Source organism: Oryzihumus sp. (assembly GCF_054325275.1).
Window position 1 is genome coordinate 1 of sequence record NZ_JBTCWL010000035.1, and the last position, 22,542, is coordinate 22,542.

Sequence of the window (22,542 nt, forward strand, 5' to 3'; positions counted from 1 at the left end):
CGTGATGGCGGCCGTGCAGGAGGCGGCGACCAAGGGGTTCAGCTTCGGCACGCCGAGCGAGAACGAGGTGGCCCTGGCCGAGGAGATCGTCGCGCGGGTCGAGCCGGTCGAGCAGGTGCGCCTGGTCAGCAGCGGCACCGAGGCGACCATGAGCGCGATCCGCCTGGCCCGCGGCTTCACCGGCCGGTCCAAGGTCGTGAAGTTCGCCGGCTGCTACCACGGCCACGTCGACGCGCTGCTCGCCTCCGCCGGCAGCGGTGTCGCCACCTTCGCCCTGCCGGACTCCGCGGGCGTGCCCGCCTCGAGCGCGGGCGAGACGATCGTGCTGCCCTACAACGACGTCCACGCGCTCGAGGCCGCGTTCGCCGAGCACGGCGCCGAGATCGCCGCCGTCATCACCGAGGCCGCCGCGGGCAACATGGGCGTCGTCCCGCCGCTGCCCGGCTTCACCGAGGCCATGCGCCGGGTCACCCGCGAGCACGGCGGCCTGCTCATCTCCGACGAGGTCATGACCGGCTTCCGGTGCAGCGCGGCCGGGTGGTACGGCGTCGAGGGCCCGTATGACGGTGGCGCGCCGGACCTGTTCACCTTCGGCAAGGTCATGGGCGGCGGGTTCCCCGCCGCCGCGTTCGGCGGTCGCGCCGACGTCATGGCGATGCTGGCGCCGCTCGGTCCCGTCTACCAGGCGGGCACCCTGTCGGGGAACCCCGTGGCCACCGCCGCCGGCCTGGCCACGCTCCAGGGCTGCACGCCCGAGGTCTACCAGCGCCTGGCCGACGTGAGTTCCGCCATAGCCACGGCGACCACGCAGGAGCTGTCGCGGCACGGCATACCGCACGTCGTGCAGTGGGCCGGGAGCATGTTCTCGGTGTTCTTCCGCGAGGAGGCTGTGCACAACTACGACGACGCCAAAGCCCAGAACTCCCAAGCGTTCTCGGCCTTCTTCCACTCGATGCTCAGCCAGGGCGTGCACCTGCCGCCGAGCGCGTTCGAGGCGTGGTTCGTCAGCGCCGCCCACGACGACGCAGCCGTCGACAAGGTCATCTCCGCGCTGCCCGCGGCGGGCCGGGCCGTCACAGAGTCGTTTGCGACAATCGGGGCATGACCCCGATGTCCTCCACCGGTGTGCGCACCGTGGTGCACGTGATGCGCCACGGTGAGGTCCACAACCCCACCGGCGTGCTCTACGGGCGGCTGCCCGACTTCCACCTGTCCGAGCTCGGTCGTGACATGGCCCAGACCGTGGCCGACCACCTCGCCGCCCACGACGTCACCCACGTGGTCGCGTCCTCGCTGGACCGGGCCCAGGAAACGGCCACCCCGATCGCGGCCGCCCACGAGGTGGCCATCCACACCGACGACCGGGTCATCGAGGCGGGCAACCACTTCGAGGGCCGCACCTTCGGCGTCGGCGACGGCTCCCTGCGTCACCCCGAGCACTGGCCCAAGCTGCTCAACCCGTTCCGGCCCTCTTGGGGCGAGCCCTACGCCGAGATCGCCGCCCGGATGGTGGCCGCGGTCACCGACGCGCGCGCCGCGGCCCGGGGCCACGAGGCGGTCATCGTCTCCCACCAGCTGCCGGTGTGGACCCTGCGCAACAAGCTCGAGGGCAAGCGCCTGTGGCACGACCCGCGCAAGCGGCAGTGCGCCCTGGCCTCGCTGACGACGCTGAGCTTCCTCGGGGACCAGCTCGAGTCGATCTCCTACAGCGAGCCCGCCGGTGCGCTGCTGGCCCATGCGGCCAGGAAGGCGGGCGCGTGAGGTTCGTGGCACTCGGGGTGGCCGCCGCGCTGGCCCTCAGCCTGACGGCCTGCGGCAGCGACCCCAACTCCATCTCGGCGCAGGCCCAGTCCGGCGACCGCAAGGGCTTCGTCTCCGGCGACGGCACGGTCGAGCGGATCGCGCTCGACAAGCGCGAGGACGCGGTGCGCCTCAAGGGCACGACCGTCGACGGCAAGCCGTGGACGATGGACCAGGCGCGCGGCAAGGTCCTCGTGGTCAACGTCTGGGGCTCCTGGTGCGGGCCGTGCGTCTCCGAGGCTGGTGACCTGCAGCAGGCCTGGAGCTCCTACGAGAAGGCCAACAAGCCGGTGCAGTTCCTCGGCCTGGACTTCAAGGAGGGCCCCGACGCGGGTGCGGCGTTCCTGCGCTCGCGCGGCATCACCTACCCCTCCCTGGCCTACGACGGCGGCGCCCCGGTGCTCGCCCTGCGCGGCAAGGCCCCAACCGTGCCGACGACGCTGGTCCTGGACACCCGTGGCCGGATCGCCGCGCGCGTCCTCGGCCCGGTGCAGACCTCCACCCTGTCCGGCCTCGTCGACGACGTCCTCGCCGAGAAGGCCTGAGCGGGCCCGACATGAACGGCCTGGCCCCCCTGCATGCAAGCGTGGTCGCGTCCGTGACCGCGGACGCGGGCACGACCGTGGCCTCCGGCGCGCTGCCGGTCGCCATCGCGGTCGCGCTCGTGGCGGGCCTGGTCTCCTTCGCCTCCCCGTGCGTGCTGCCGCTCGTGCCCGGCTTCCTCGGCTACGTCACCGGCCTGTCCGACGTGGCCCTGGCCAAGCGCGGCCGGGGGCGCCTGTTCACCGGGGCGCTGCTGTTCGTGCTCGGCTTCAGCGCCGTCTTCGTGGCCGGCGCCGCGTTCTTCGCCTCGGTCGGGGCGCTGCTGGTCGAGTACCGCACCACGCTGATGCGCGTCGGCGGCGTGCTGGTGATCCTCATGGCGCTGGTGTTCCTCGGCATCGGCGGCCTCGGCACCCAGCGCACCTTCGCGCCGCGCTGGCGCCCCCGGGCCGGGCTCCTCGGCGCCCCGCTGCTGGGCGTGGTGTTCGGGCTGGGCTGGGCCCCGTGCACCGGCCCGACCCTGGGCGCCGTGATGACCCTGGCCACCACCAGCGGCGACGCCAACGCGGTGGCCCGCGGGACCATCCTCGCCGTGGCCTACTGCCTCGGCCTCGGGGTGCCGTTCCTGCTCATCGCCCTCGGCTACAGCCGAGCCGGCCGGGCCTCCGGCTGGCTCAAGCGCCACCACCGCGGCATCCAGCTCGCCGGCGGCCTGCTGCTCCTCGCCGTCGGCGTCCTGCTGGTCACCGGCCTGTGGGACACCGTGACCACCACCCTCCAGACCCGTCTGGTCGACAACTTCAGGACGGTGCTCTAGATGAGCCGCGCCGACGAGCGCCTCGACACCCGCCCCGACGAGACCGAGGACACCGCTGTCGCCCTGCCGCGCCTCGGCCCGCTCGGGATGCTGCGCTGGGCGTGGCGCCAGCTGACCAGCATGCGCACCGCGCTGTTCCTGCTGCTCCTGCTGGCCATCGCCGCCGTCCCCGGCTCGATCTGGCCGCAGCGCAACATCGACGCCGGCCGGGTCGCCGACTACCTGGCCCAGCACCGCAGCCTCGGCCCGTGGCTGGATCGCCTCGGCTTCTTCGACGTCTACTCCTCGCCCTGGTTCGCAGCGATCTACCTGCTGCTGTTCGTCTCCCTCGTCGGCTGCGTGGTGCCCCGCTCGCGCATCCACTGGCACGCCATGCGCGCCGTGCCGCCGCGCGCCCCGCGCCGCCTGGAGCGGCTGCCCGAGCACGGCGAGGTCACCGTCGACGCCGAGCCGGCGGCGGTGCTGGCCGCGGCCAAGGAGGTGCTGCGCCGCAAGCGGTTCCGGGTGCACGCCCACGACGCGGACTCTCTCAGCGCCGAGAGCGGCTACCTGCGCGAGACGGGCAACCTCGTCTTCCACCTCGCCCTGATCGTCGTCATCGTCGGTATCGCGGTCGGTCACCTCTTCGGGTGGCGCGGCGACGTCATCGTCCCCACCGGGGAGACGTTCTCCAACACCATCTCGGCCTACGACACCATCGACCCCGGCCCGTGGGTGGATGCCGAGAGCCTCACGCCGTTCTCCGTGGCGGTGGACAAGCTCGACGTGACCTTCGAGGAGAAGGCGCTGGGCGCGCAGCGCGGCGCACCCCGCGACTTCACGGCATACACGACCACGCGCGACAACCCCGACGCGGCGCCGCAGAAGCAGGTGCTCAAGGTCAATCACCCGCTGACGATGGGCGGTGCGTCCGTGTTCCTGCTCGGCAACGGCTACGCGCCGGTGGTCACGGTGCGCGACGCCAAGGGGCAGGTGCTCTACCACCAGGCCACGCCGTTCCTGACCCAGGACAACAACTACAAGTCGGTCGGCGCGGTGAAGGTGTCGGCGGCGAGCCCCAAGCAGCTCGGCTTCTTCGGCTTCTTCCTGCCGACGGCCTACATCGACAAGACCTTCGGGCCGTCCTCGGCCTTCCCCGACCTGAAGAACCCCGCGCTGGCGCTCGGCGTCTACGAGGGCGAGCTCTACCCCGGTGGCCGGCCGCAGTCGGTCTACACCCTCTCCACCGAGAAGATGACCCAGCTGACCGACGGCAAGGGCACCCCGCTGCGGATCTGGCTGACCCCGGGCAAGAGCTACCAGCTGCCCGGCGGCCGCGGCAGCATCACCTTCGACGGGGTGCAGCGCTTCGCCGGCCTGTCGATCCGCCACGACCCGGGCAAGCCGTTCGCGCTGTGGGGCGCGCTGCTGGCCCTGGCCGGCCTGATCGCCTCGCTGATGATCCGCCGCCGGCGGGTCTTCGTCCGGGTGCAGGAGATCACCGCAGGTCAGCCGGGGTCGCCCTCGGACCCCGCGGGCACGGGACGTACCGTGGTCACCATCGGCGCCCTGGCCAAGGGTGAGGACGCCGGGCTCGCAGGTGCCGTCGAGGACCTGCTCGCCTCCATCGCAGAACGAACAGGGCGCACCGCATGAGCAACGAGATCCTGACGAACGAGACGCTCGCGTCGTACTCGAACCTGAGCCTCTACTCGGCCATGGCGGTCTTCACCATCGCCATGATCTCCTTCGCCGTCGACCTTGCCGGCGTGGCGCCCAAGGTGGCCGCACCGGCGCGGGAGCTGGCCGGGGCCGGCGGGCCGGCGACGACGGAGGCCGCTCCCGAGGTCGTGCCCGCACCGCGCCGCCGCAAGGCCGCCGGCATCGGGATGTCCCTGTCCTGGCTGGGGGCCGCGCTGCTCGTCGCCGCGACCGCGCTGCGCGGGCTGTCGGTCGAGCGCCCGCCGCTTGGCAACATGTACGAGTTCTCCCTCGTCGGCTGCTCCTTCGTCATGGTCGTCTTCCTCGGCCTGTCCACCCGTCGCGACCTGCGCTGGCTGGGCCTGTTCGTCGTCGGCCCGGTGCTGCTGACCCTCGGCCTGGCGACCACGGTGTTCTACACCCAGGCCAGCCAGCTGCTGCCGTCACTGAAGTCCTACTGGCTGGTCATCCACGTCACCGTCGCCACGCTGTCCGTCGCGATCTTCACCATCGCGTTCAGCGTGACGATCCTCTACCTGGTCATGAGCTGGCTTGAGGCTCTGCCGGCCGAGCAGCTCACCGGGATGCGGGCCAAGGTGCACACGGCCCTGCCGTCGGCCCGTCAGCTGGACCGCACGGCATACGGCCTGCACATCGTGGCCTTCCCGCTGTGGACGTTCACCCTCATCGCCGGCGCGATCTGGGCCGAGCAGGCCTGGGGCCACTACTGGAACTGGGACCCCAAGGAGGTGTGGACCTTCGTGATCTGGGTGGTCTACGCCGCCTACCTGCACGCCCGCGCCACCACCGGCTGGTCCGCCCGCCGCGCCGCCTACCTGGCCCTGGCCGGCTACGGCTGCATCCTCGTCAACTACATGGTCGTCAACGTGTTCTTCGTCGGCCAGCACTCCTACTCCGGAATGTGATCGATGGCCCGTTACACCGTCCTGCGCCTGCTGATGTTCCTGGGCTTCATCTGCCTGGGCTACCTGATCGGGCTGCGTGAGATCTGGCTCGTCGTCGTGGCCGCACTCGGCTCGATGGCCGTGTCCTTCTTCGTCCTTGCCGGCCCGCGCGAGGAGTTCAGCCGCAAGGTCGCCGCGCGGGTCGAGCAGCGCCAGGCGCGCGCCTCGGAGCGCCGCAGCGACGAGCAGGTCGAGGACGACGAGGACGGCGGCACCGCACACGCCTGACCGGCGTGCTTCCTTCTTCACCACCGAACACCTCAAATCCGTCGTTTCCGGGCACTGGAGGCCAGGAAACGACGGATGTGAGGTGTTCGGTCGGGGGAGGGGGCGGCCGGACCGGGGGTATGCCGGGTGGCCCGCGCGGTCAGGACAGCGTCAGTCCCAGCGCGAGCAGCGCGGCGTAGACCAGCTCGAACCGGCCGGTGCCGGCCAGCACCGGGATGAGGTCGCGGCCCTGGGCGCCGCCCCAGACCCGCCGCAGCAGCGGCACGGCCAGGGCGAAGGAGGCCAGCGCCAGCAGCGCGGTCCAGCCGGACACCGCAGCCCAGCCGACCGACAGCAGCGCGACGGCGAGGAGCGCGACGTACAGCAGGCGGGTGCGGCGGTCGCCGAGCCGCACGGCGAGGGTGCGCTTGCCCGCCACCGTGTCGCCGGGGATGTCGCGCAGGTTGTTGGCCACCAGGATGGCCGCGGCGATCGCGCCGACGCCGACCGCGCCGGCCCACGCGGCGGCGGACAGCTGGTGCGCCTGGGTGTAGGTCGTGCCGAGGACGGCGACGAGCCCGAAGAAGACGAAGACGAACACCTCGCCCAGGCCAGCGTAGCCGTAGGGGCGCTTGCCGCCGGTGTAGTACCAAGCGGCCACGATCGCGGCGGCGCCGACCCACAGCAGCACCCATGCCTCGCTCAGTGCGACGAGGGCCAGGCCGAACACGGCGGCCGCGGCGAACGAGGCCATCGCCGCGAGCTTGACGCTGCCCGGCGTGGCCAGCCGCTGCCCGACCAGCCGCACCGGCCCGACCCGCTCGGCGTCGGTGCCGCGGATGCCGTCGGAGTAGTCGTTGGCGTAGTTGACGCCCACCTGCAGCGCCAGCGAGACCAGCAGCGCGAGCACCACGTCCGCGGCGTTGAAGCGATCGAGGGCGGCGGCGGCGCCGCTGCCGACGAGGACGGGCGCGACGGCGGCGGGCAGGGTCTTGGGGCGTGCGCCCTCGACCCACTGGGACAACGTGGCCATGGGGTGATCGTTCTCTGTCGACGGAGGGTGGTGGCGGGCGGGCGCTAAAGGTTGCGCAGGAAGTCGGGGTCGTCGTCGGGGCCGAGCGGGGTGCCGGGGCGGCCGGGACCGCGACCGCGGTCGCCGTAGCCCCGGCGCGGCCGGCCGGCGACGAACCACGCGATCGCCCCGATCGGCGGGAAGAGCAGGATCAGCACGACCCAGGCCAGCTTGGGCAGGTTGCGCTGGGCCTCCTGGTCGGTCTGGATGCAGTCGATGACGGCATAGATCGTCAGCGCGAGACCCAGCAGCGGCAGCACCACGCGCGTCATTCTCGTCGCCTCCCCGGCCTCGGTCCTGTGGTCACCGATTCTCTCACTGCGTGGGGGTGTCCCCGAACAGGGTCCGCAGTGCGGCCCGGTCCGGCTTGCCGGGGCCGCGCAGGGGGATCGCGGGCAGCACCAGCAGCCGTCGCGGCAGCGCGTGACCGGGCAGTATGCCGTGCAGCCGGGCCCGCACGTCGGCCAGCGCCGGTGGGGTGGCCGGGCCGGCGACGACGACGGCAGCAGCCACGGCCTGACCCCACTCCCCGTCGGGCACGCCGACCACCACGGCCTCGGTGATGCCCTCGACGTGGGCGAGCAGCGCCTCCTCCACGACCCGCGGCGCGACCTTGACCCCGCCGGTGTTGACCAGGTCGTCGACCCGCCCCTGCACGTGCAGCGCGCCGCCGGCGTCGGCGTGCCCGAGGTCGTCGGTGCGGAACCAGCGGGTGCCGTCCGGGCCGCGGGTGAAGGCGGCGGCGCCCAGCTCGGGCTCGGCGAGGTAGCCGTGGGCCACGGTCGGGCCGCCCAGGCTGATCCGGCCGTCGTCGTCGAGGTCGACGCGCGTGCCGTCGAGGGGGTGCCCGTCGTAGACGCAACCCCCGGCGGTCTCGCTCATGCCGTACGTGGTGGCGACGGTGACACCGGCGTCGGCCGCCGCGGCGAGCAGGCTGGGCGGCGCGGCCGCCCCACCGAGCAGCACCGCGGCATACCGGGTGAGGGCCGCCCGGCCCTCGGGGTCCTGGAGCAGGCGCACCAGCTGGGTGGGCACGAGGGCGGTGTAGCGGCGCGCGGACGGGTCGAGGCGGCCGGTGGCCGCGACGAACGCCGCCGGGGTGAAGCCGTCGCTGGTGTCCACGGCGACCGGGACGGTGCCGGCGACCAGCGAGCGGACCAGCACCTGCAGGCCGGCGACGTGGTGCGCCGGCATGGCCAGCAGCCACTGGCCGTCTCCGCCGAGGCGGGCGTGTGTGGCCCGCGCCGAGGCCTGCAGCGCGGACGTGGTCAGCAGGGCGCGTTTGGGCCGGCCGGTGGACCCGGACGTGCCGACGGCCAGGGCCAGGTCGGGCGGTGCCCCCGGGGCGGGCGGCAGCGCGGGTGCCTCGTTCCCGGCGGCGAACGGCAGCAGCGCCGGGCCGGTGCCGTCCAGGGCGCGGGCGAGGTCGGGCAGGACGCGCAGGGCGTCGGCCCCCGGCGGGACGGCCAGGGTGGCGAGGTCGCGGGTCACCTCAGGAGGGTATGCCGTGGGGTTGCGATACTCGCCGGCATGGCGACGTCGCGACCCCTGGCAGTGGTGACCGGTGCGAGCAGCGGGATCGGTGCGGCCTCGGCCCGCCGACTTGCGGCCGAGGGCTTTGAGGTGGTGTGCGCCGCGCGCCGGGCCGACCGGGTCGAGGCGCTCGCAGCGGAGATCGGAGGACGCGCGGTCGTGTGCGACGTGACCTCTGCCGCGGACGTCGCCGCGCTGGCCGAGGCGGTGGGGGAGCGGTGCGACCTGCTGCTGGCCAACGCCGGCGGGGCGATCGGGCTGGAGCCGGTGGCCTCGGCCGACCTGGACGCGTGGCGGGCGATGTACGAGGTCAACGTCATCGGCGTGGTCGCCGTGGTCCAGGCGCTGCTGCCGGCGCTGGTTGCCGCCGGCGGGCAGGTCGTGGTCATGGGCTCGACCGCCGGTCAGGTCGCCTACGAGGGCGGGGGTGGGTACGTCGTGGCCAAGCACGGCACGACCGCCGTGGTCGACACGCTTCGGCTCGAGCTGTTCGACCAGCCGGTGCGGGTCTGCGAGATCGCGCCGGGGATGGTGCGCACCGACGAGTTCGCGCTCAAGCGCTTCGGTGGGGACCAGGACAAGGCCGACGCCGTCTACGCCGGGGTGGCCGAGCCGCTGACCGCCGATGACATCGCCGACTGCGTCGCCTGGGTGGCCACCCGGCCGGCGCACGTCAACATCGACCGGATGGTGGTGCGCCCGCGCGCCCAGGCGGCCCAGCACAAGGTGCACCGGGTCCTGGACTGAACCGACCACGGATACGCCGCGAGGGACCCTGCGGCGGCCGCACGGTCCCTCGCTGCGCGTGGATCCCTAGAAGTACCAGGGGAAGGGGCTCCAGTCGGGGTCGCGCTTCTCCAGGAAGGAGTCGCGGCCCTCGACCGCCTCGTCGGTCATGTAGGCCAGGCGGGTCGCCTCGCCGGCGAACACCTGCTGGCCCATGAGGCCATCGTCGGTGAGGTTGAACGCGAACTTGAGCATGCGCTGCGCCGTCGGGCTCTTGCCGTTGACCTCGGCGGCCACCTGCAGCGCCTCGCGCTCGAGGTCGGCGTGGTCGGCCACGATGTTGACCGCGCCCATGCGGTGCATGTCCTCGGCAGAGTAGGTGCGCCCGAGGAAGAAGATCTCGCGGGCGAACTTCTGCCCGACCATCTTGGCCAGGTAGGCCGAGCCGTAGCCGCCGTCGAAGGAGCCCACGTCGGCGTCGGTCTGCTTGAACCGCGCGTGCTCGCGGCTGGCGATGGTCAGGTCGCACACGACGTGCAGGCTGTGCCCGCCGCCGGCCGCCCAGCCGTTGACCACCGCGATGACGACCTTGGGCATGGTGCGGATCAGGCGCTGCACCTCCAGGATGTGCAGCCGGCCGCCGGCGGCCCTGACCCGGGCCTGGTCCACGGTGTCGGCGGTCTCGCCCTCGGCGTACTGGTAGCCGCTGCGCCCGCGGATGCGCTGGTCGCCGCCGGAGCAGAACGCCCAGCCGCCGTCCCTGGTGCTGGGGCCGTTGCCGGTGATCAGTACGGCGCCGACGTCCGGGGTCATCCGCGCGTGGTCCAGCGCGCGGTACAGCTCGTCCACGGTGTGCGGGCGGAAGGCGTTGCGGACCTCGGGGCGGTTGAACGCGATCCGCACGGTGCCGCGGCCCGGCCCGTCGACCACGGCGCGGTGGTAGGTGATGTCGGTGAAGTCGAAGCCCTCGACGACCTCCCACGCGCTCGCGTCGAAGATCTCCGACACGGCCCCGGTCCGGTCATGGCTGCTCTGCTGGTCGGTCACGTCAGCGAGGATAGGCGCATGCCTGATCCGCTCCTGCCGGGCCTGTCGGAGGTCCTCGAGTCCCTCCACGTCGTGCGGATCCCCATGCGGGTGCGCTTCCGCGGGGTGATGGAGCGCGAGGCGGTGCTGCTGCGCGGACCCGCCGGCTGGGGCGAGTTCGCGCCGTTCCTGGAGTACGACGACGCCGAGTCCGCGCGCTGGCTGGCGGCCGCGCTCGAGGCCGGGTGGCAGGGCTGGCCGGTGGCGCAGCGGTCCTGGGTGCCGGTCAACGCCACCGTGCCCGCAGTGCCAGCGGACGAGGTCGCCGCGGTCCTCGCCCGGTATGACGGGTGCACCACCGCCAAGGTCAAGGTCGCCGAGCGCGGGCAGCAGCTCGCCGACGACCTCGACCGGGTCGCGGCGGTGCGCGAGGCGATGGGGCCGGAGGGGCGGATCCGCGTGGACGCCAACGGCGGGTGGGACCTCGACCAGGCGAGGGAGGCACTGAGCCGGCTCGCGCGATACGGGCTGGAGTATGCCGAGCAGCCGTGCGCGGCCGTGGAGGACCTGGCCCGACTGCGAACGGCGTTGGCACGTCACGGGACCGAGGTGCTCGTGGCGGCGGACGAGTCGATCCGCAAGGCGTCCGACCCGCTGCGCGTGTCGCGCGAGGGTGCCGCCGACGTCGTCGTGGTCAAGGTAGCCCCGCTCGGCGGGGTGCGGGCGGCGCTCACGATCGCCCGGGAGTGCGGGCTGCCCACGGTCGTCTCGAGCGCGCTGGACACCTCGGTCGGCATCTCGGCCGGCGTGGCGCTCGCGGCGGCGCTGCCGGAGCTGCCGTTCGCCTGCGGGCTGGGCACGGTGGAGCTCATGGCCGGCGACGTGGCTGTGCCCTCGGTCGTGCCCCGGGGCGGGTCCCTGCCGGTCACGGCGGCAGAGGTGGACCCGCTGCTGCTGGAACGATGGGCGGCGCCGGCGGAGCGGCGTGACTGGTGGGTCGACCGGGTCCGCCGCTGCTGGGAGGTGCTGCGTGCCGACGACTGCCGCTGACGTCGTCGAGGTCCTTCACCTCCTGAACGCCGTGGGCGCGAGCCCGCGGCTCTCGGGTGGCTGGGGTGTCGACGCGCTGCACGGACAGCAGACCCGTGAGCACCGCGACGTGGACCTGGCCGTTGACGCGGGGCGGCTGGACGCGTGCGTGGAGACGTTGCAGCGCAACGGTTTCGTCGTCACCACCGACTGGCTGCCCGTGCGCGTGGAGCTGTCCGACCCTGGCGGCGGCCGGCACGTGGACCTGCACCCGCTGCACTCCGCGGCTGACGGCAGCGCCTGGCAGGCCGGGCTGGACGGCAGCCGGTTCGACTACCCGGCGGATGCCTGGTGTGCGGGCTCTGTCGGCGGGATGGAGGTCCGCTGCCTGTCGGCACGGATGCAACGGGCGTTCCACGCCGGTTACGAGCTGCGGGACGTCGACCGGCACGACCTTCGCCTGCTGGAGGACGCATCCGCCCCCGGAGGTCAGGCTCCGTAGAGGTTCTCGTCCCGGGCGTAGGAGGGGCCGTAGTACTCCTCGAGCTCCTCGAGTGGTGTCTCGGGACGCTCGAGGTCCTTGGCGATCTGCGCCCGCGACGGCAGCGCGTCGGGCTGCCACGTCTCCGGCTGCCACAGCGCCGACCGCACGAACGCCTTGGAGCAGTGGAAGAGGACCTCCTCCACCTCCACGACCATGGCCATCACCGGGCGCCGGCCCTTGACCACCATCTCGTCGAGGAACGGCGCCTCGCGCACCAGCCGGGCGCGGCCGTTCACACGCAAGGTGTCCCCGCGTCCGGGGACGAGGAAGAGCAGCCCGACGTGGGGGTTCTCCAGGATGTTGAGGAAGCCATCAGCGCGCCTGTTGCCGGGGCGCTCCGCGATGGCGATGGTGCGCTCGTCGAGGACGTGGACCAGGTGGCCGGCGGGGTCACCCTTGGGGGAGGCGTCGAGGCGTCCCTGGGCGTCCGAGGTCGCGACGACGCACAGGGGCGAGCAGGCCAGCCACTGCCGGTCGAGCTCGGTCAAGGCGGGGCGCACCTTCTCGGCGACCCGCTGGATCGGGGAGCCGAGCAGCTGGCGCAGCTCGGCCTCCGAGGTGATCTCGCTCCAGGTCGTGCTGTCCACGTGCGCCTCCCGTGACCCCGGGCCAGGAACCGCCCGGCCTGTCCGCAGCGCTGACCCTACGCCCGGCAGCAGCAGCGCGGCCGCCGGTTTCCGCGGAGGCTCAGGCGGCCGGCTGGTCGTCGACGGTCACCACGCCGTCGGCACCGGCGAGCCAGCGCAGGCCGCCGACCATGGTGTGCCCGGCCGCCCGGATCGCGGTGCGCTCGAGGATCGGCAAGTGCGGCAGCAGCAGCGGCGAGCGCGCCCAGGTCGGCATCAGCCCGACCGCCGCGGCCCACAGCAGGCCGTACGCCGGCCGGGCCACCAGCGGCAGCGGTGCCTCCAGCAGCAGGAACCGGGCCGTGTCGCGGGCTTCCCGCGTGCCCTCGAGCTCGGGACGGAACGCCTCGAGCCGCGCAGCCAGCCCGTCGGTGCTCGTCGGCACCTCGGCCGGGTCGGCGCCGAGGCGGAGGGCCACCTCACCGGCCTGCGCGACGTACTCGTCGGCCTCCTGCGCCGTCAGCGGACGGCGGCCGTAGGTCTGGTGCGCGGTGAGGAAGCTGTCCACCTCGGCCACGTGGATCCAGGCGAGCAGGTGCGGGTCGGAGGCGCGGTAGCTGCGCCCGTCCGGCGCGACACCGCTGATCCGCGAGTGCACCCGTCGCACCGCGGCCACGGAGGCCTCCGCGTCCCCGGCCGTCCCGAACGTGGTCACCGCCAGGAAGGCGCTCGTGCGCGCCAGCCGCCCCCACGGGTCGGAGCGGTATCCCGAGTGCTCGGCCACCGCTGCCATGGCCAGGGGGTGCAGCGACTGCAGGAGCAGGGCGCGGATGCCGCCGGGGTACATCGCGGTGTCGGCGTGCACCCGCCGGATCGGCGAGCCGGGCGAGAACCAGCGCGGGCCCGGCGTGCCGTGGATCCGGTCGCGCAGGGCGGGGCCGTCCGGCCCGGCGACCTTGGCGAAGACGGCCTGCTGGACCTGGCTGCGGAGCACCTCGAGCGGGGCCATGCCCCCATTGTGCGCGCCCCCGGTCACACCCTCGGCGCGACCTGGTGCCCGCTTCTCCGCGAGTCCGGGCTCAACGAGCGCCGATTCGCGGCGCAGCAGGCACCAAGTGGGATGAGGAGGGCTGCGCTCAGCCGGCCGCCTCGCGCAGCGCCGGCAGCAGCTCCGCCTGCGCGACCTTGAGGAACTCCTCCTGCGTCTCGTCGCCGATCTGCACCAGCGCCACGTCGGTGAACCCCGCCTCCCAGAACGGGCGGACGGCCTCGACGATCGCGTCGACGTCCGGACCGCACGGGATGGAGTCGGCCACGTCCTCCGGCCGCACGAACTGCGTGGCCCCGGCGAACCCGGCCGGCCCCGGCAGCTCCGCGTTGACCTTCCAGCCGCCGCCGAACCAGCGGAACTCCCGGTGTGCCCGCTCGACCGCCTCATCCTTCGACCGGCCCCAGGCGACCGGGACCTGCCCGACCTTGCGGGTCGGGCCGCCCTTGACCCCGTCCCACATCCGCACGAGGTCGGCGTCCGGCTCGACGGCGACCATGGCCTGCGACCGCGGCGCCAGCGTCTCGATCGACTGCCGACCCGAGACGGCGCAGGCGATCGGCACGCGCTGCTCGGGCACGTCCCACAGCCGCGCCGAGTCGACGCGGTAGTGCTGTCCGGACCAGCTCACGTCCTCGCCGCCGAGCAGCGCGTCGATGATCTCCACCGCCTCGGCGAGCATCTCGTGCCGCACGTTGACCGGCGGCCAGCCGCGGCCGACCACGTGCTCGTTGAGGTTCTCCCCGGCGCCGAGGCCCAGGGTGAACCGGCCGTCGGAGAGGATGCCCATCGTCGCCGCCTTCTGCGCCACGACCGCCGGGTGGTAGCGCATGATCGGGCACGTCACGTAGGTCATCAGGTCCACCCGCGAGGTCGCCTGGCTGACCGCGCCGAGCATGCTCCACGCGTAGCCGGCATGGCCCTGCTCCTCCAGCCACGGGAAGTAGTGGTCGCTCATCACCTCGAGGTCGAAACCGGCCTCCTCGGCCAGTGCCGCGTAGCGGACCAGCTCGCGCGGGCCGGACTGCTCGGTCATCAGGGTGTAGCCGAAGCGGGTCGTCATGGGTCCTCCTCGCTCGTCGGGGTTCCTGCCCGTACCCATTCGCGGACCGAACATGCCCGGCCGTCCGCGTCCGGCGGGACCGATGCGGCAGGATCGGGCAGGTGAACCCCTCGACCGCCCTCGCGACCGTCCTCGTCGACGAGCTCGCGCGGCACGGGGTCCGCGAGGCGGTCCTGTGCCCCGGCTCGCGCTCGGCGCCGTTGGCCTACGCGTTGCAGGAGGCCGACCGCGCCGGCCGGATCCGGCTGCACGTGCGCGTGGACGAGCGCTCCGCGGGGTTCCTGGCCCTCGGCCTGGCCAAGCTGACCCGCCGTCCGGTCCCGGTCGTCACCACCTCTGGCACGGCCGTCGCCAACCTGCACCCGGCCGTCCTCGAGGCGCACCATGCGGCGGTGCCGCTGCTGGTCCTCAGCGCCGACCGCCCGCCGGAGCTGCGCGGCACCGGTGCCAACCAGACCACCACCCAGCCGGGCCTGTTCGGTATGCCGGTCCGCTGGCTGCACGACCTCGGCGCACCCGAGCGCCGCGCCGGGCAGGTGGCGGTGTGGCGCTCGACCGCCAGCCGTGCCTGCGCGGCCGCGACCGGCGCGCTCGGCGGCACCCCCGGCCCGGTCCACCTCAACCTGCCGCTGCGCGAGCCGCTCGTTCCGACCGTGGACGCCGAGCCCTGGCCCGAGCCGCTGGACGGCCGTCCCGGCGGGGCGCCCTGGGTGCGCACCGACCGGGCCATCGCGGTGGCCGAGCCATTGGAGGACGAGCCGCGGACCCTGGTGCTGCTGGGCGACCTGCCGGACCCCAGCGCCGCCGCCGCGGTCGCCTCGCTGGTCGAGGCCACCGGGTGGCCGCTGCTGGCCGAACCGTTCGGCGCACTCGACCGGGCGACGGTGACCCCGCACGGGCCGCTGCTGCTGACCGCCACCGGGTGGCTGGAGCAGCACCTGCCCGCACGGGTCCTCGACGTCGGACGGAACACCCTGGCCCGGGCGGTCGCGGCCCTGCTGCGCCGGCCGGAGGTCCGGGTCGAGGTCATCACGCCCGCGCACGGCTGGCCGGACCCCGGCCACGTCGCTGCGCGGGTCCACCCGTGGGCCGCGATCACCGGCCACGAGCACCTCTCGGTCGACCGGGACTGGGCCGGCGCCTGGCACGAGGCCGGCCGCACCGTCGCCGCCGCCGCGCAGCCGGTCATCGCCGGCGCCTGGCCGTCGGGGCTCGGGGTCGCCGCGACGGTCGCGGGCGCGCTGCCCGAGCACGCCACGCTGTTCGTCGGCTCCTCCAACGCCGCCCGCGACCTGGACCTCGCGCTGACCCCGACGACCCTGGCCACCGGGGCGGCCGTCGTCGCCAGCCGCGGCCTGGCCGGGATCGACGGCTGCGTCTCCACCTCCGTGGGGCTGGCCCTGGCGCACCCAGGGCGGCCCACCTATGCCCTGATGGGCGACCTGACCTTCCTGCACGACAGCAACGGCCTGCTCATCGGGCCGCACGAGCCCCGCCCGGACCTGACCGTGGTGGTGCCCAACGACGACGGCGGGGGCATCTTCACCCTGCTGGAGCCGGGGGAGCCGGCGCGTGCCGCCGACTTCGAGCGCATCTTCGGCACGCCGACGGGCACCTCCCTGGCCGACCTGTGCCGCGCGCACGGCGTCGACCATGCCAGCGCCACCACGCGCGAGGAGCTCACGGCGGCCGTCGCCGCCCGTCCGGCGGGTCTGCGGGTCGTCGAGATCCCGCTGCCGCGGGACGGGCACCGCGACCTGCACGCGCGCCTGCGTGAGGCGGCGGCGACAGCTCTGGCCTAGAAGGCGATCCCGGGCATCGGCTCGCGGTCAGCCCGCATCGCCAGCGACAGCTGCCGCACCGCGCCGGTCCGCAGCTCCTCCACCACGGTGCGGTGGGCCTGCGAGGCGATGCTGCGCGAGCCCAGGTAGGCGGCGCCGAGCGCCTGCACCGGCAGCCGCAGGTCGGCAGGGTCCGTGGTCGGCGAGCACCGTCCGACGCCCTTGTCGTCGACCGAGAGACGCCAGCGCCGATGGTTCCACGGGCACACCTCGTCCACGACCTCGAGCACCACGTCGCACGCGGCGGCGTAGCCACGCTCCGACAGCGCGCGCCCGACGTCGACCAGACGCAGCCACAGCCCGTCGTAGGTCGAGATGTCGACGGCCCGCGGTCCGCCGGCCCACCACAGCAGCGGGTCGTCGGTCGAGCGCTGGTCGAACGTCACCGTCGTCGTCAGGTCGAAGTCGACCAGCCGCCGCGCCAGGGCCAGCAACGAGGCCTCGTCGAGCGCGGCGACCTCGGTGACCGCGACAGTGCCCTTGGGGCTGCCGTCCTCCCAGGTGCCCGAGCGGGTGAACCTCGCGTAGCCGGTCGTCTCGCCGTCGCGGGAGCAGAACATCACCTGCTGGGGCTCCCGGCCCACGCGCGCCGGCGGGTGGTCGCGGAACAGCACCCGGCCCATCAGGTCCGAGCGGGTCACCGCGCCGAGCGTCGACGCCGTGGCCGCGACGTGGAGCCGGTGGACCCGCGCCCGTGCCTCGTCGGAGTCCATCGCCATGAACCGGGTCTCCAGCCGGCCGGCCTCCTCGTCCAGCGCCGGCGCCGTCAAGGTGGCCCCGCGGCCCATGGACAGGTGCACCTCGAGGGAGGCCACGGCATATCCGAACCGGCCGTAGATGGCCGGCTCGGCGGCGTGCAGCCCGCTGATCCCCACGCCCTGCTCGTGCAGCTGGGCGAAGTGGTGGCCCAGCATCGCCCGCAGCACGCCCCGTCGCCGGTGGTCGGGGTGCACCGAGACCCAGGACAGGCCGGGCAGGGGCACCGTGGTCAGCGCGTCCAGCGGACCCGGGACGGTCAGGCCCAGGCTGAAGGCGGTGTAGACGCCGCAGAGCGTCGTGCCGCCGTCGCGGCTGGCACCGAAGGTCCGCGGCCACTCGAAGTAGTCGAGGACGTGCGCGATGTCGTGCTGCGACGGGTCGAAGAAGAAGGCCGCCGCGTCGACGCCGAGCAGCCGGTCACGGTCCCCGGGGCCGAGCGGGACGACCGTGACACCGGCACCGGGCTGTTGACTGTCCATGGGACGGAGCGTCGCGCCACCGTGACCGGGCATGCAACAGGATTGACCCCATGCACACACCGGTGAAGGGGTCGGTCCCCGCGGTCGTCGCGGTCTTCACGATCAACGGTGCGCTGATGGCGCAGGCGTATGCCCGCATGCCCCAGCTGCGCGACCAGGTCGGCGCGACCCCGGCCCAGCTGGGCCTGGCCCTGGTCGGGGGCGGTATCGGCTCCGTGCTGGCCATGCCGTGGACCGGCCGGGTGGTGGAGCGGTGGGGCAGCAGGGCCACCGTCCGGGTCGTCGCGCTGATCAACGTCCTGGGCTGGGTGGCCGTCGCCTGGACCGGGTCACCGCTCGCGCTCGCCGCGACCCTCGTGTTCATCGGAGCCACCACCGGCATGTGGGACGTGGCGATGAACGTCCAGGGCCACCACGTCGAGCGGCTGCGGGGCCGCTCGCTCATGCCTCGCCTGCATGCGGGCTTCTCCGCCGGCACCCTCTTCGGAGCCCTCGTCGGGGTGCTCACCGCCAAGCTCACCCTCCCCCTGCAGGTGCAGCTGCCGGCGTTCAGCGCCCTGACCCTCGCCGTCGTCATCGTCGCGACCCGGCGCTTCATCGGCGACCACGCCGGCGTCGAGGTAACACCGGAGGAGGCGCCGGTGGCGCCCACCCGCTCCGGCATCACCGCCCTGGAGGTGCTGATCGGGCTGATCACCCTGTCCACCGCCATCGGGGAGGGCGCGGCCAACGACTGGCTGGCGCTGCTGCTGGTCGACGTCCGCGACGCCCCGCCGGCGTTCGGCGCGCTGACCTTCGCCGCCTTCAACCTGACGATGCTGGTCGGGCGCCTCGCCGGCGGGCCGGCGATCGAGCGGTTCGGCCGGGTGTGGGTGCTGCGGGTCAGCGGCCTGTGCGCCTGTGCCGGGGTGCTGCTGGTCTGCCTCGTGCCGATGCTGGGTGCCGCCGTCCTCGGCGGCCTGCTGTGGGGGCTGGGTCTGGCCACCGTCTTCCCCGCCACGATGTCCGCCGCCGGCGAGGTGCCCGGCCGCGGCCAGCGGGCGATCGGCGTCGTCTCGACGATCGGTTACGGCGGGTTCCTGCTCGGGGCCCCGACCATCGGCCTGCTCACCAGCCACGTCGGGCTGGATCGGGCGCTGCTCCTCGTTGCGGGCTTCGCGGCCCTGATCGTGGCCCTTGCCCGGTATGCCGCGCCGGTCCCCGCCACCTCGCACGAGGTGCACGAGCCCGACGACGTGGGCCCGCTGCGCTGAGGCGACGGGCTCAGAGGGCCTCGAGGGCGTCGCGCATCGGCACGAACTTGGCGTCCGACTCGGCCAGCTCGGCGTCGGGGTCGGAACCCGCGACGATGCCGCAGCCGGCGAACAGCCGCAGCCGCCGCGCGTCGTCGGGGTCGAAGGCCCCGCAGCGCAGCGCGATGCCCCACTCGCCGTCGCCGCTGGCATCCATCCAGCCGACCGGCCCGGCGTAGCGCCCGCGGTCCATGTGCTCCAGCTCGGCGATGGCCTGTGCGGCGACCGGCGTGGGCGTGCCGCACACGGCCGCCGACGGGTGCAGCGAGGCCGCCAGCCCGAGCGAGGTGGTGCCGTCGGCGAGCACGCCAGCCACGTCGGTGGCCAGGTGCATCACGTTGGTCAGGTGCAGCACGAACGGCGCCTCAGGCACGTTCATCGAGGTGCAGTGCGGCTCCAGCGCGTCGGCGACCGAGCGCACGGCGTACTCGTGCTCCTCCAGGTCCTTGGACGAGCGGGCCAGCGAGGCGGCCAGGGCCAGGTCGTGCTCGTCGTCGCCGGTGCGGCGGATGGTGCCGGCCAGCACCCGGGAGGTGACCAGGCCCTTCTCGAGGCGCACCAGCATCTCCGGCGTGGCGCCGAGCAGGCCGTCGACGGCGAACACCCACGTGTTGTCGTAGCGCTCGGCCAGGCGCTGCAGCAGCCAGCGCGGGTCGATCGGGTCGGTCGCGTCGACCTCGAGGTCGCGGGCCAGGACCACCTTGTCCATCTCGCCGGCGGCGATGCGGGACACCGCCTCGGCGACCGCCCCGCCCCACTGCGCCCCGGACAGGGCCCCGTCGGCGAAGGCGACCTCGCGCGGGGCCGCCGGGGGCTCGCCCGGCCCGGGGGTGAGGACCGCCGGCAGGCTCGAGCCCTGCGTGATCGTGGTGAGCCAGAAGTGCGAGCCGCGGTGGCCGAGGACGACCTCCGGCACGACCAGGGAGGCGCCGGCAGGGGAGTCGTCGGCGAAGGCGATGGAGCCGAAGCAGACCGGGCCGGTGCCCGGGAGCAGCACGTCGTCGCGGACCACCGCCCGGGAGACGACCTCCCGCCACCACTCCTGGGCGGCAGCGAACCGCTGCGGGCCGCCCGCCTCGAAGACCAGCGCCCGACCCCAGCCGACCAGCCCCTCGCCGCGGCGCACCCACGAGGAGATCGCCTCGGGGGAGACGTGGCCGGGCAGCAGCGACAGCAGGGCGCCGGGGTCCTCGAGCGCCACAGTGCGCGCCACGAGCGGCCCGGCCGCGGGAGGCGGCGGGACGGGTGCGGGCTCGGTGGTCACGGAGAGCAAGCCTACGACCGGGGCCCGGGCGCCCGACCCCGGACCACGGTGACGGGGCCTGCACGAGCCAGTCACCGGGGCATACCGGTGGTGGCCGTGCAGGCCACCACACGGCATACGGGAGGATGTGGCCCATGATCCGCGCCAGCCTCGACAAGCGTCCCCGCGACGTCGCCGCGATGTTCGACGACGTGGCGGGCCGCTACGACGTCACCAACGACGTGCTGTCCCTCGGCCAGGACCGCCTCTGGCGCAAGGCCGTCGTGCGCGCCGTCGACGCCCGGCCGGGGGAGCGGGTGCTCGACATCGCCGCCGGCACCGGCACCAGCAGCGAGCCGTTCGCCGACGCGGGGATCGACGTGGTGCCGGCCGACTTCTCCCTCGGCATGCTGCGGGTCGGCAACCGCCGCCGCCCCGACCTGGGCTTCACCGCCGCCGACGCGCTGCGGCTGCCGTTCGCCGACGCGTCCTTCGACGTGGTCACGATGTCCTTCGGGCTGCGCAACGTCTCCGACACCCTCGGCGCGCTGCGTGAGTTCCTGCGGGTGACCAGGCCGGGCGGCCGCCTTGTGGTCTGCGAGTTCTCCCACCCGACCAACGCGGCGTTCCGCAAGGTCTACAGCGAGTACCTCATGCGCTCGCTGCCGCCGATCGCCCGCCGGGTCAGCTCCAACCCCGAGTCCTACGTCTACCTCGCGGAGTCGATCCAGGCCTGGCCCGACCAGGCCGGTATGGCGCGCACGGTCACCGAGGCGGGGTGGCAGGACGTGGCCTGGCGCAACCTCAGCGGCGGCATCGTGGCCCTGCACCGGGCGGTCAAGGCCGGTTAGGTCTGCCTCAGTTCGGCAGGCTCCCACGTCCGGGCGTAGAGTTCCCCGGTATTCGTGAAGATCTTCACAAGCGCGTGCAGGCAGCAATCAGCATGGTGAGGAAGCCGTGAGCAACAGCGAGACCGGGGCAGGGGCGACCCTCGCGTCGGGAACCCCGGCCACCGAGACCGCCGATGTGATCGTCGTCGGTGCCGGGCCGGGAGGTTCCGCCACCGCGGCCTACCTCGCTGACCACGGGCTCGACGTCCTGCTCCTGGAGAAGTCGGCGTTCCCCCGCGACAAGATCTGCGGCGACGGCCTCACCCCTCGCGCCACCAAGGAGCTCATCTCCCTCGGCGTCGACACGACCGGGTGGCAGCGCACCAAGGGCCTGCGCATCAAGGGCGGCGGCCACACGCTGCAGCTCGACTGGCCCGAGACCGACCACTTCCCCTCCTACGGCATGGTGCGCACGCGCGCCCAGCTCGACGAGACCCTCGCCCGGCACGCGCAGTCCCGCGGGGCCCGGCTGGAAGAGCACACCAGCGTCACCGGGCCGGTCCTGGACGCCGCCGGACGGGTCGTCGGCGTCACTGCGCGACGGATGGACGAGCGGGGCCGGGCCGCGGGCGACACCGTCACCTACCGCGCGCCCGTGGTCATCGCGAGCGACGGCGTCTCGAGCCGCCTGGCGACCGCCGTCGGTCGGCCCAAGCGGGAGGACCGCGTCATGGGCGTCGCCGTCCGCGCCTACTACCGCACGCCGCGCCGCGACGACTACCTCGAGTCCCACCTCGAGCTGTGGACCCGCGACGACTCCGGCAACCGCATCCTCATGCCCGGCTACGGCTGGCTCTTCCCGCTCGAGGACGGCCGCACCAACGTCGGCCTCGGCACGCTCGACACCACCTCGGCCTTCCAGAAGACCGACTACAAGGACGTCATGCGGCGCTGGGTCGAGGACATCGACGCCGACTGGCACCTCGAGCACGACGACTCCGCCGGCCCGATCCGAGGCGCGGCGCTGCCGATGGGATTCAACCGCAGCCCGCTCTACGCCGACGGCCTGCTGCTCGTCGGCGACGCCGGCGGCATGGTCAACCCGTTCAACGGCGAGGGCATCGACTACGCCCTCGAGGCCGCGCGCGTCGGCGCCGAGCTCGTCGCCCAGGCGCTGGCCCGACCGGGCGACGCCGAGCGCGAGCGCGTCCTCGCCACCTACCCCAAGGTGATGAAGGACGAGCTCGGTGGCTACTTCACGCTGGGCCGCTGGTTCGCGCACGCGATCGGCAACCCGGAGGTGATGCGCCTGGCCACGAAGTACGGCCTGCCGCGCACCACGCTGATGAAGTTCCTGCTGAAGGTGATGGCCAACCTCGCGGAGCCGCACGGCGGCACCGCGGGCGACCGGCTGATCACCGCCCTGTCCAAGATGGCCCCGGCGGCATGAGCCGGACGGGCGCCCCTAGGATTGGGCCG

Annotated in this window: 23 protein-coding genes; 14 read left to right on the forward strand and 9 right to left on the reverse strand. The window is 73.8% G+C overall.

All coding sequences use genetic code 11. The features are described from left to right. From ACXVGS_RS10635 to ACXVGS_RS10665, 7 genes are all read left to right on the forward strand, one after another. Positions 1-1,105, forward strand: a 1,105-nt coding sequence (locus ACXVGS_RS10635; RefSeq protein ID WP_458536935.1) for a glutamate-1-semialdehyde 2,1-aminomutase, incomplete at its 5' end; no start/stop codon positions are given. After that, positions 1,102-1,761: a histidine phosphatase family protein gene (locus ACXVGS_RS10640; RefSeq protein ID WP_458528168.1), complete on the forward strand. Its 660-nt coding sequence runs from the start codon at positions 1,102-1,104 to the stop codon at positions 1,759-1,761. The genes ACXVGS_RS10635 and ACXVGS_RS10640, both read left to right, overlap by 4 nt. Next, the gene (locus tag ACXVGS_RS10645; RefSeq protein ID WP_458528167.1) at positions 1,758-2,345 is read left to right on the forward strand and encodes a TlpA family protein disulfide reductase; all 588 of its coding nucleotides are present in this window, start codon (positions 1,758-1,760) and stop codon (positions 2,343-2,345) included. Before ACXVGS_RS10640 ends, ACXVGS_RS10645 begins: the two co-directional genes overlap by 4 nt. Before the next feature lie 53 nt (positions 2,346-2,398). Continuing rightward, complete coding sequence (locus tag ACXVGS_RS10650; protein ID WP_458531254.1) at positions 2,399-3,160, forward strand: cytochrome c biogenesis CcdA family protein; 762 nt, start codon at positions 2,399-2,401, stop codon at positions 3,158-3,160. After that, on the forward strand, positions 3,161-4,795 hold the full coding sequence (resB, locus tag ACXVGS_RS10655; protein WP_458536936.1) for a cytochrome c biogenesis protein ResB: 1,635 nt from the start codon (positions 3,161-3,163) through the stop codon (positions 4,793-4,795). After that, positions 4,792-5,766, forward strand: coding sequence for a c-type cytochrome biogenesis protein CcsB (ccsB, locus tag ACXVGS_RS10660; RefSeq protein WP_458536937.1), 975 nt, complete (start codon positions 4,792-4,794; stop codon positions 5,764-5,766). The genes resB and ccsB overlap by 4 nt, the downstream gene beginning before the upstream one ends. A gap of 3 nt (positions 5,767-5,769) precedes the next feature. After that, the gene (locus ACXVGS_RS10665) at positions 5,770-6,033 is read left to right on the forward strand and encodes a DUF4229 domain-containing protein (protein ID WP_458531257.1); all 264 of its coding nucleotides are present in this window, start codon (positions 5,770-5,772) and stop codon (positions 6,031-6,033) included. A 139-nt stretch (positions 6,034-6,172) separates the two neighbouring features. Here ACXVGS_RS10665 and ACXVGS_RS10670 read toward each other — a convergent pair whose 3' ends face one another. The 3 genes from ACXVGS_RS10670 to menE are packed head-to-tail and all read right to left on the reverse strand — an operon-like array spanning position 6,173 to position 8,575. Beyond that, positions 6,173-7,045 carry a 1,4-dihydroxy-2-naphthoate polyprenyltransferase gene (locus tag ACXVGS_RS10670; RefSeq protein WP_458528162.1) on the reverse strand — a complete coding sequence of 291 codons (873 nt, stop codon included), beginning with the start codon at positions 7,043-7,045 and terminating at the stop codon, positions 6,173-6,175. Positions 7,046-7,089: 44 nt separating this feature from the next. Beyond that, positions 7,090-7,356, reverse strand: coding sequence for a PLDc N-terminal domain-containing protein (locus ACXVGS_RS10675; protein ID WP_458528161.1), 267 nt, complete (start codon positions 7,354-7,356; stop codon positions 7,090-7,092). Positions 7,357-7,399: 43 nt separating this feature from the next. Next, positions 7,400-8,575 carry an o-succinylbenzoate--CoA ligase gene (gene menE, locus ACXVGS_RS10680; protein WP_458528160.1) on the reverse strand — a complete coding sequence of 392 codons (1,176 nt, stop codon included), beginning with the start codon at positions 8,573-8,575 and terminating at the stop codon, positions 7,400-7,402. Between the two features lie 39 nt (positions 8,576-8,614). Between menE and ACXVGS_RS10685 the strand changes: the two genes are divergently transcribed. Next, positions 8,615-9,364, forward strand: a complete 750-nt coding sequence (locus ACXVGS_RS10685) for an SDR family NAD(P)-dependent oxidoreductase (protein WP_458528159.1) — start codon at positions 8,615-8,617, stop codon at positions 9,362-9,364. Positions 9,365-9,430: 66 nt separating this feature from the next. On the opposite strand, the gene ACXVGS_RS10690 is transcribed toward ACXVGS_RS10685, so the two are convergent. Next, on the reverse strand, positions 9,431-10,390 hold the full coding sequence (locus ACXVGS_RS10690; RefSeq protein WP_458528158.1) for a 1,4-dihydroxy-2-naphthoyl-CoA synthase: 960 nt from the start codon (positions 10,388-10,390) through the stop codon (positions 9,431-9,433). An 18-nt stretch (positions 10,391-10,408) separates the two neighbouring features. On the opposite strand from ACXVGS_RS10690, the gene ACXVGS_RS10695 reads away from it, so the two are divergent. Beyond that, positions 10,409-11,419, forward strand: a complete 1,011-nt coding sequence (locus tag ACXVGS_RS10695) for an o-succinylbenzoate synthase (protein ID WP_458536938.1) — start codon at positions 10,409-10,411, stop codon at positions 11,417-11,419. Then, a complete protein-coding gene (locus tag ACXVGS_RS10700) occupies positions 11,400-11,900 on the forward strand; it encodes a nucleotidyltransferase domain-containing protein (RefSeq protein WP_458528156.1) in 501 nt (166 codons plus the stop codon). The genes ACXVGS_RS10695 and ACXVGS_RS10700 overlap by 20 nt, the downstream gene beginning before the upstream one ends. Here the strand turns inward: ACXVGS_RS10700 and ACXVGS_RS10705 are convergent. The 3 genes from ACXVGS_RS10705 to ACXVGS_RS10715 all read right to left on the reverse strand — a co-directional run bounded on the left by ACXVGS_RS10705 (position 11,888) and on the right by ACXVGS_RS10715 (position 14,619). After that, positions 11,888-12,529 (reverse strand): pyridoxamine 5'-phosphate oxidase family protein, encoded by a 642-nt coding sequence (locus ACXVGS_RS10705; RefSeq protein ID WP_458528155.1) that lies wholly within the window; start codon positions 12,527-12,529, stop codon positions 11,888-11,890. The two genes, ACXVGS_RS10700 and ACXVGS_RS10705, sit on opposite strands and share 13 nt — an antisense overlap. Positions 12,530-12,629: 100 nt before the next feature. Then, positions 12,630-13,517, reverse strand: coding sequence for an oxygenase MpaB family protein (locus ACXVGS_RS10710; RefSeq protein ID WP_458528154.1), 888 nt, complete (start codon positions 13,515-13,517; stop codon positions 12,630-12,632). 127 nt (positions 13,518-13,644) lie between these two features. Continuing rightward, positions 13,645-14,619 (reverse strand): LLM class F420-dependent oxidoreductase, encoded by a 975-nt coding sequence (locus tag ACXVGS_RS10715; protein ID WP_458532927.1) that lies wholly within the window; start codon positions 14,617-14,619, stop codon positions 13,645-13,647. Positions 14,620-14,720: 101 nt separating this feature from the next. Here ACXVGS_RS10715 and menD point away from each other — a divergent pair, with 101 nt between their 5' ends. After that, entirely contained in the window at positions 14,721-16,421 is a 1,701-nt protein-coding gene (menD, locus tag ACXVGS_RS10720; protein ID WP_458536939.1) for a 2-succinyl-5-enolpyruvyl-6-hydroxy-3-cyclohexene-1-carboxylic-acid synthase, read from the forward strand. On the opposite strand, the gene ACXVGS_RS10725 is transcribed toward menD, so the two are convergent. Then, positions 16,418-17,698 carry a GNAT family N-acetyltransferase gene (locus ACXVGS_RS10725; protein WP_458532928.1) on the reverse strand — a complete coding sequence of 427 codons (1,281 nt, stop codon included), beginning with the start codon at positions 17,696-17,698 and terminating at the stop codon, positions 16,418-16,420. The two genes, menD and ACXVGS_RS10725, sit on opposite strands and share 4 nt — an antisense overlap. Positions 17,699-17,748: 50 nt before the next feature. Here ACXVGS_RS10725 and ACXVGS_RS10730 point away from each other — a divergent pair, with 50 nt between their 5' ends. Further along, the gene (locus ACXVGS_RS10730) at positions 17,749-18,951 is read left to right on the forward strand and encodes an MFS transporter (RefSeq protein ID WP_458532929.1); all 1,203 of its coding nucleotides are present in this window, start codon (positions 17,749-17,751) and stop codon (positions 18,949-18,951) included. A gap of 10 nt (positions 18,952-18,961) precedes the next feature. Here the strand turns inward: ACXVGS_RS10730 and ACXVGS_RS10735 are convergent, their stop codons facing one another. Further along, positions 18,962-20,254: an isochorismate synthase gene (locus ACXVGS_RS10735; RefSeq protein WP_458536940.1), complete on the reverse strand. Its 1,293-nt coding sequence runs from the start codon at positions 20,252-20,254 to the stop codon at positions 18,962-18,964. 134 nt (positions 20,255-20,388) lie between these two features. Between ACXVGS_RS10735 and ACXVGS_RS10740 the strand changes: the two genes are divergently transcribed. Both ACXVGS_RS10740 and ACXVGS_RS10745 read left to right on the forward strand, forming a co-directional pair. After that, positions 20,389-21,084, forward strand: coding sequence for a demethylmenaquinone methyltransferase (locus ACXVGS_RS10740; protein ID WP_141789454.1), 696 nt, complete (start codon positions 20,389-20,391; stop codon positions 21,082-21,084). Positions 21,085-21,190: 106 nt separating this feature from the next. Then, on the forward strand, positions 21,191-22,513 hold the full coding sequence (locus tag ACXVGS_RS10745; protein WP_458531267.1) for a geranylgeranyl reductase family protein: 1,323 nt from the start codon (positions 21,191-21,193) through the stop codon (positions 22,511-22,513). Positions 22,514-22,542: the final 29 nt, after the last annotated feature.

Bases quoted from the DNA above. Each gene is read 5' to 3' on its own strand.
- ACXVGS_RS10695 (WP_458536938.1), top strand. From the start codon at position 10,409: ATGCCTGATCCGCTCCTGCCGGGCCTGTCGGAGGTCCTCGAGTCCCTC.
- ccsB (WP_458536937.1), top strand. From the start codon at position 4,792: ATGAGCAACGAGATCCTGACGAACGAGACGCTCGCGTCGTACTCGAAC.
- ACXVGS_RS10740 (WP_141789454.1), top strand. From the start codon at position 20,389: ATGATCCGCGCCAGCCTCGACAAGCGTCCCCGCGACGTCGCCGCGATG.
- ACXVGS_RS10725 (WP_458532928.1), bottom strand. From the start codon at position 17,698: ATGGACAGTCAACAGCCCGGTGCCGGTGTCACGGTCGTCCCGCTCGGC.
- ACXVGS_RS10710 (WP_458528154.1), bottom strand. From the start codon at position 13,517: ATGGCCCCGCTCGAGGTGCTCCGCAGCCAGGTCCAGCAGGCCGTCTTC.
- ACXVGS_RS10685 (WP_458528159.1), top strand. From the start codon at position 8,615: ATGGCGACGTCGCGACCCCTGGCAGTGGTGACCGGTGCGAGCAGCGGG.
- ACXVGS_RS10665 (WP_458531257.1), top strand. From the start codon at position 5,770: ATGGCCCGTTACACCGTCCTGCGCCTGCTGATGTTCCTGGGCTTCATC.
- ACXVGS_RS10670 (WP_458528162.1), bottom strand. From the start codon at position 7,045: ATGGCCACGTTGTCCCAGTGGGTCGAGGGCGCACGCCCCAAGACCCTG.
- ACXVGS_RS10675 (WP_458528161.1), bottom strand. From the start codon at position 7,356: ATGACGCGCGTGGTGCTGCCGCTGCTGGGTCTCGCGCTGACGATCTAT.
- ACXVGS_RS10640 (WP_458528168.1), top strand. From the start codon at position 1,102: ATGACCCCGATGTCCTCCACCGGTGTGCGCACCGTGGTGCACGTGATG.
- resB (WP_458536936.1), top strand. From the start codon at position 3,161: ATGAGCCGCGCCGACGAGCGCCTCGACACCCGCCCCGACGAGACCGAG.
- ACXVGS_RS10730 (WP_458532929.1), top strand. From the start codon at position 17,749: ATGCACACACCGGTGAAGGGGTCGGTCCCCGCGGTCGTCGCGGTCTTC.
- ACXVGS_RS10715 (WP_458532927.1), bottom strand. From the start codon at position 14,619: ATGACGACCCGCTTCGGCTACACCCTGATGACCGAGCAGTCCGGCCCG.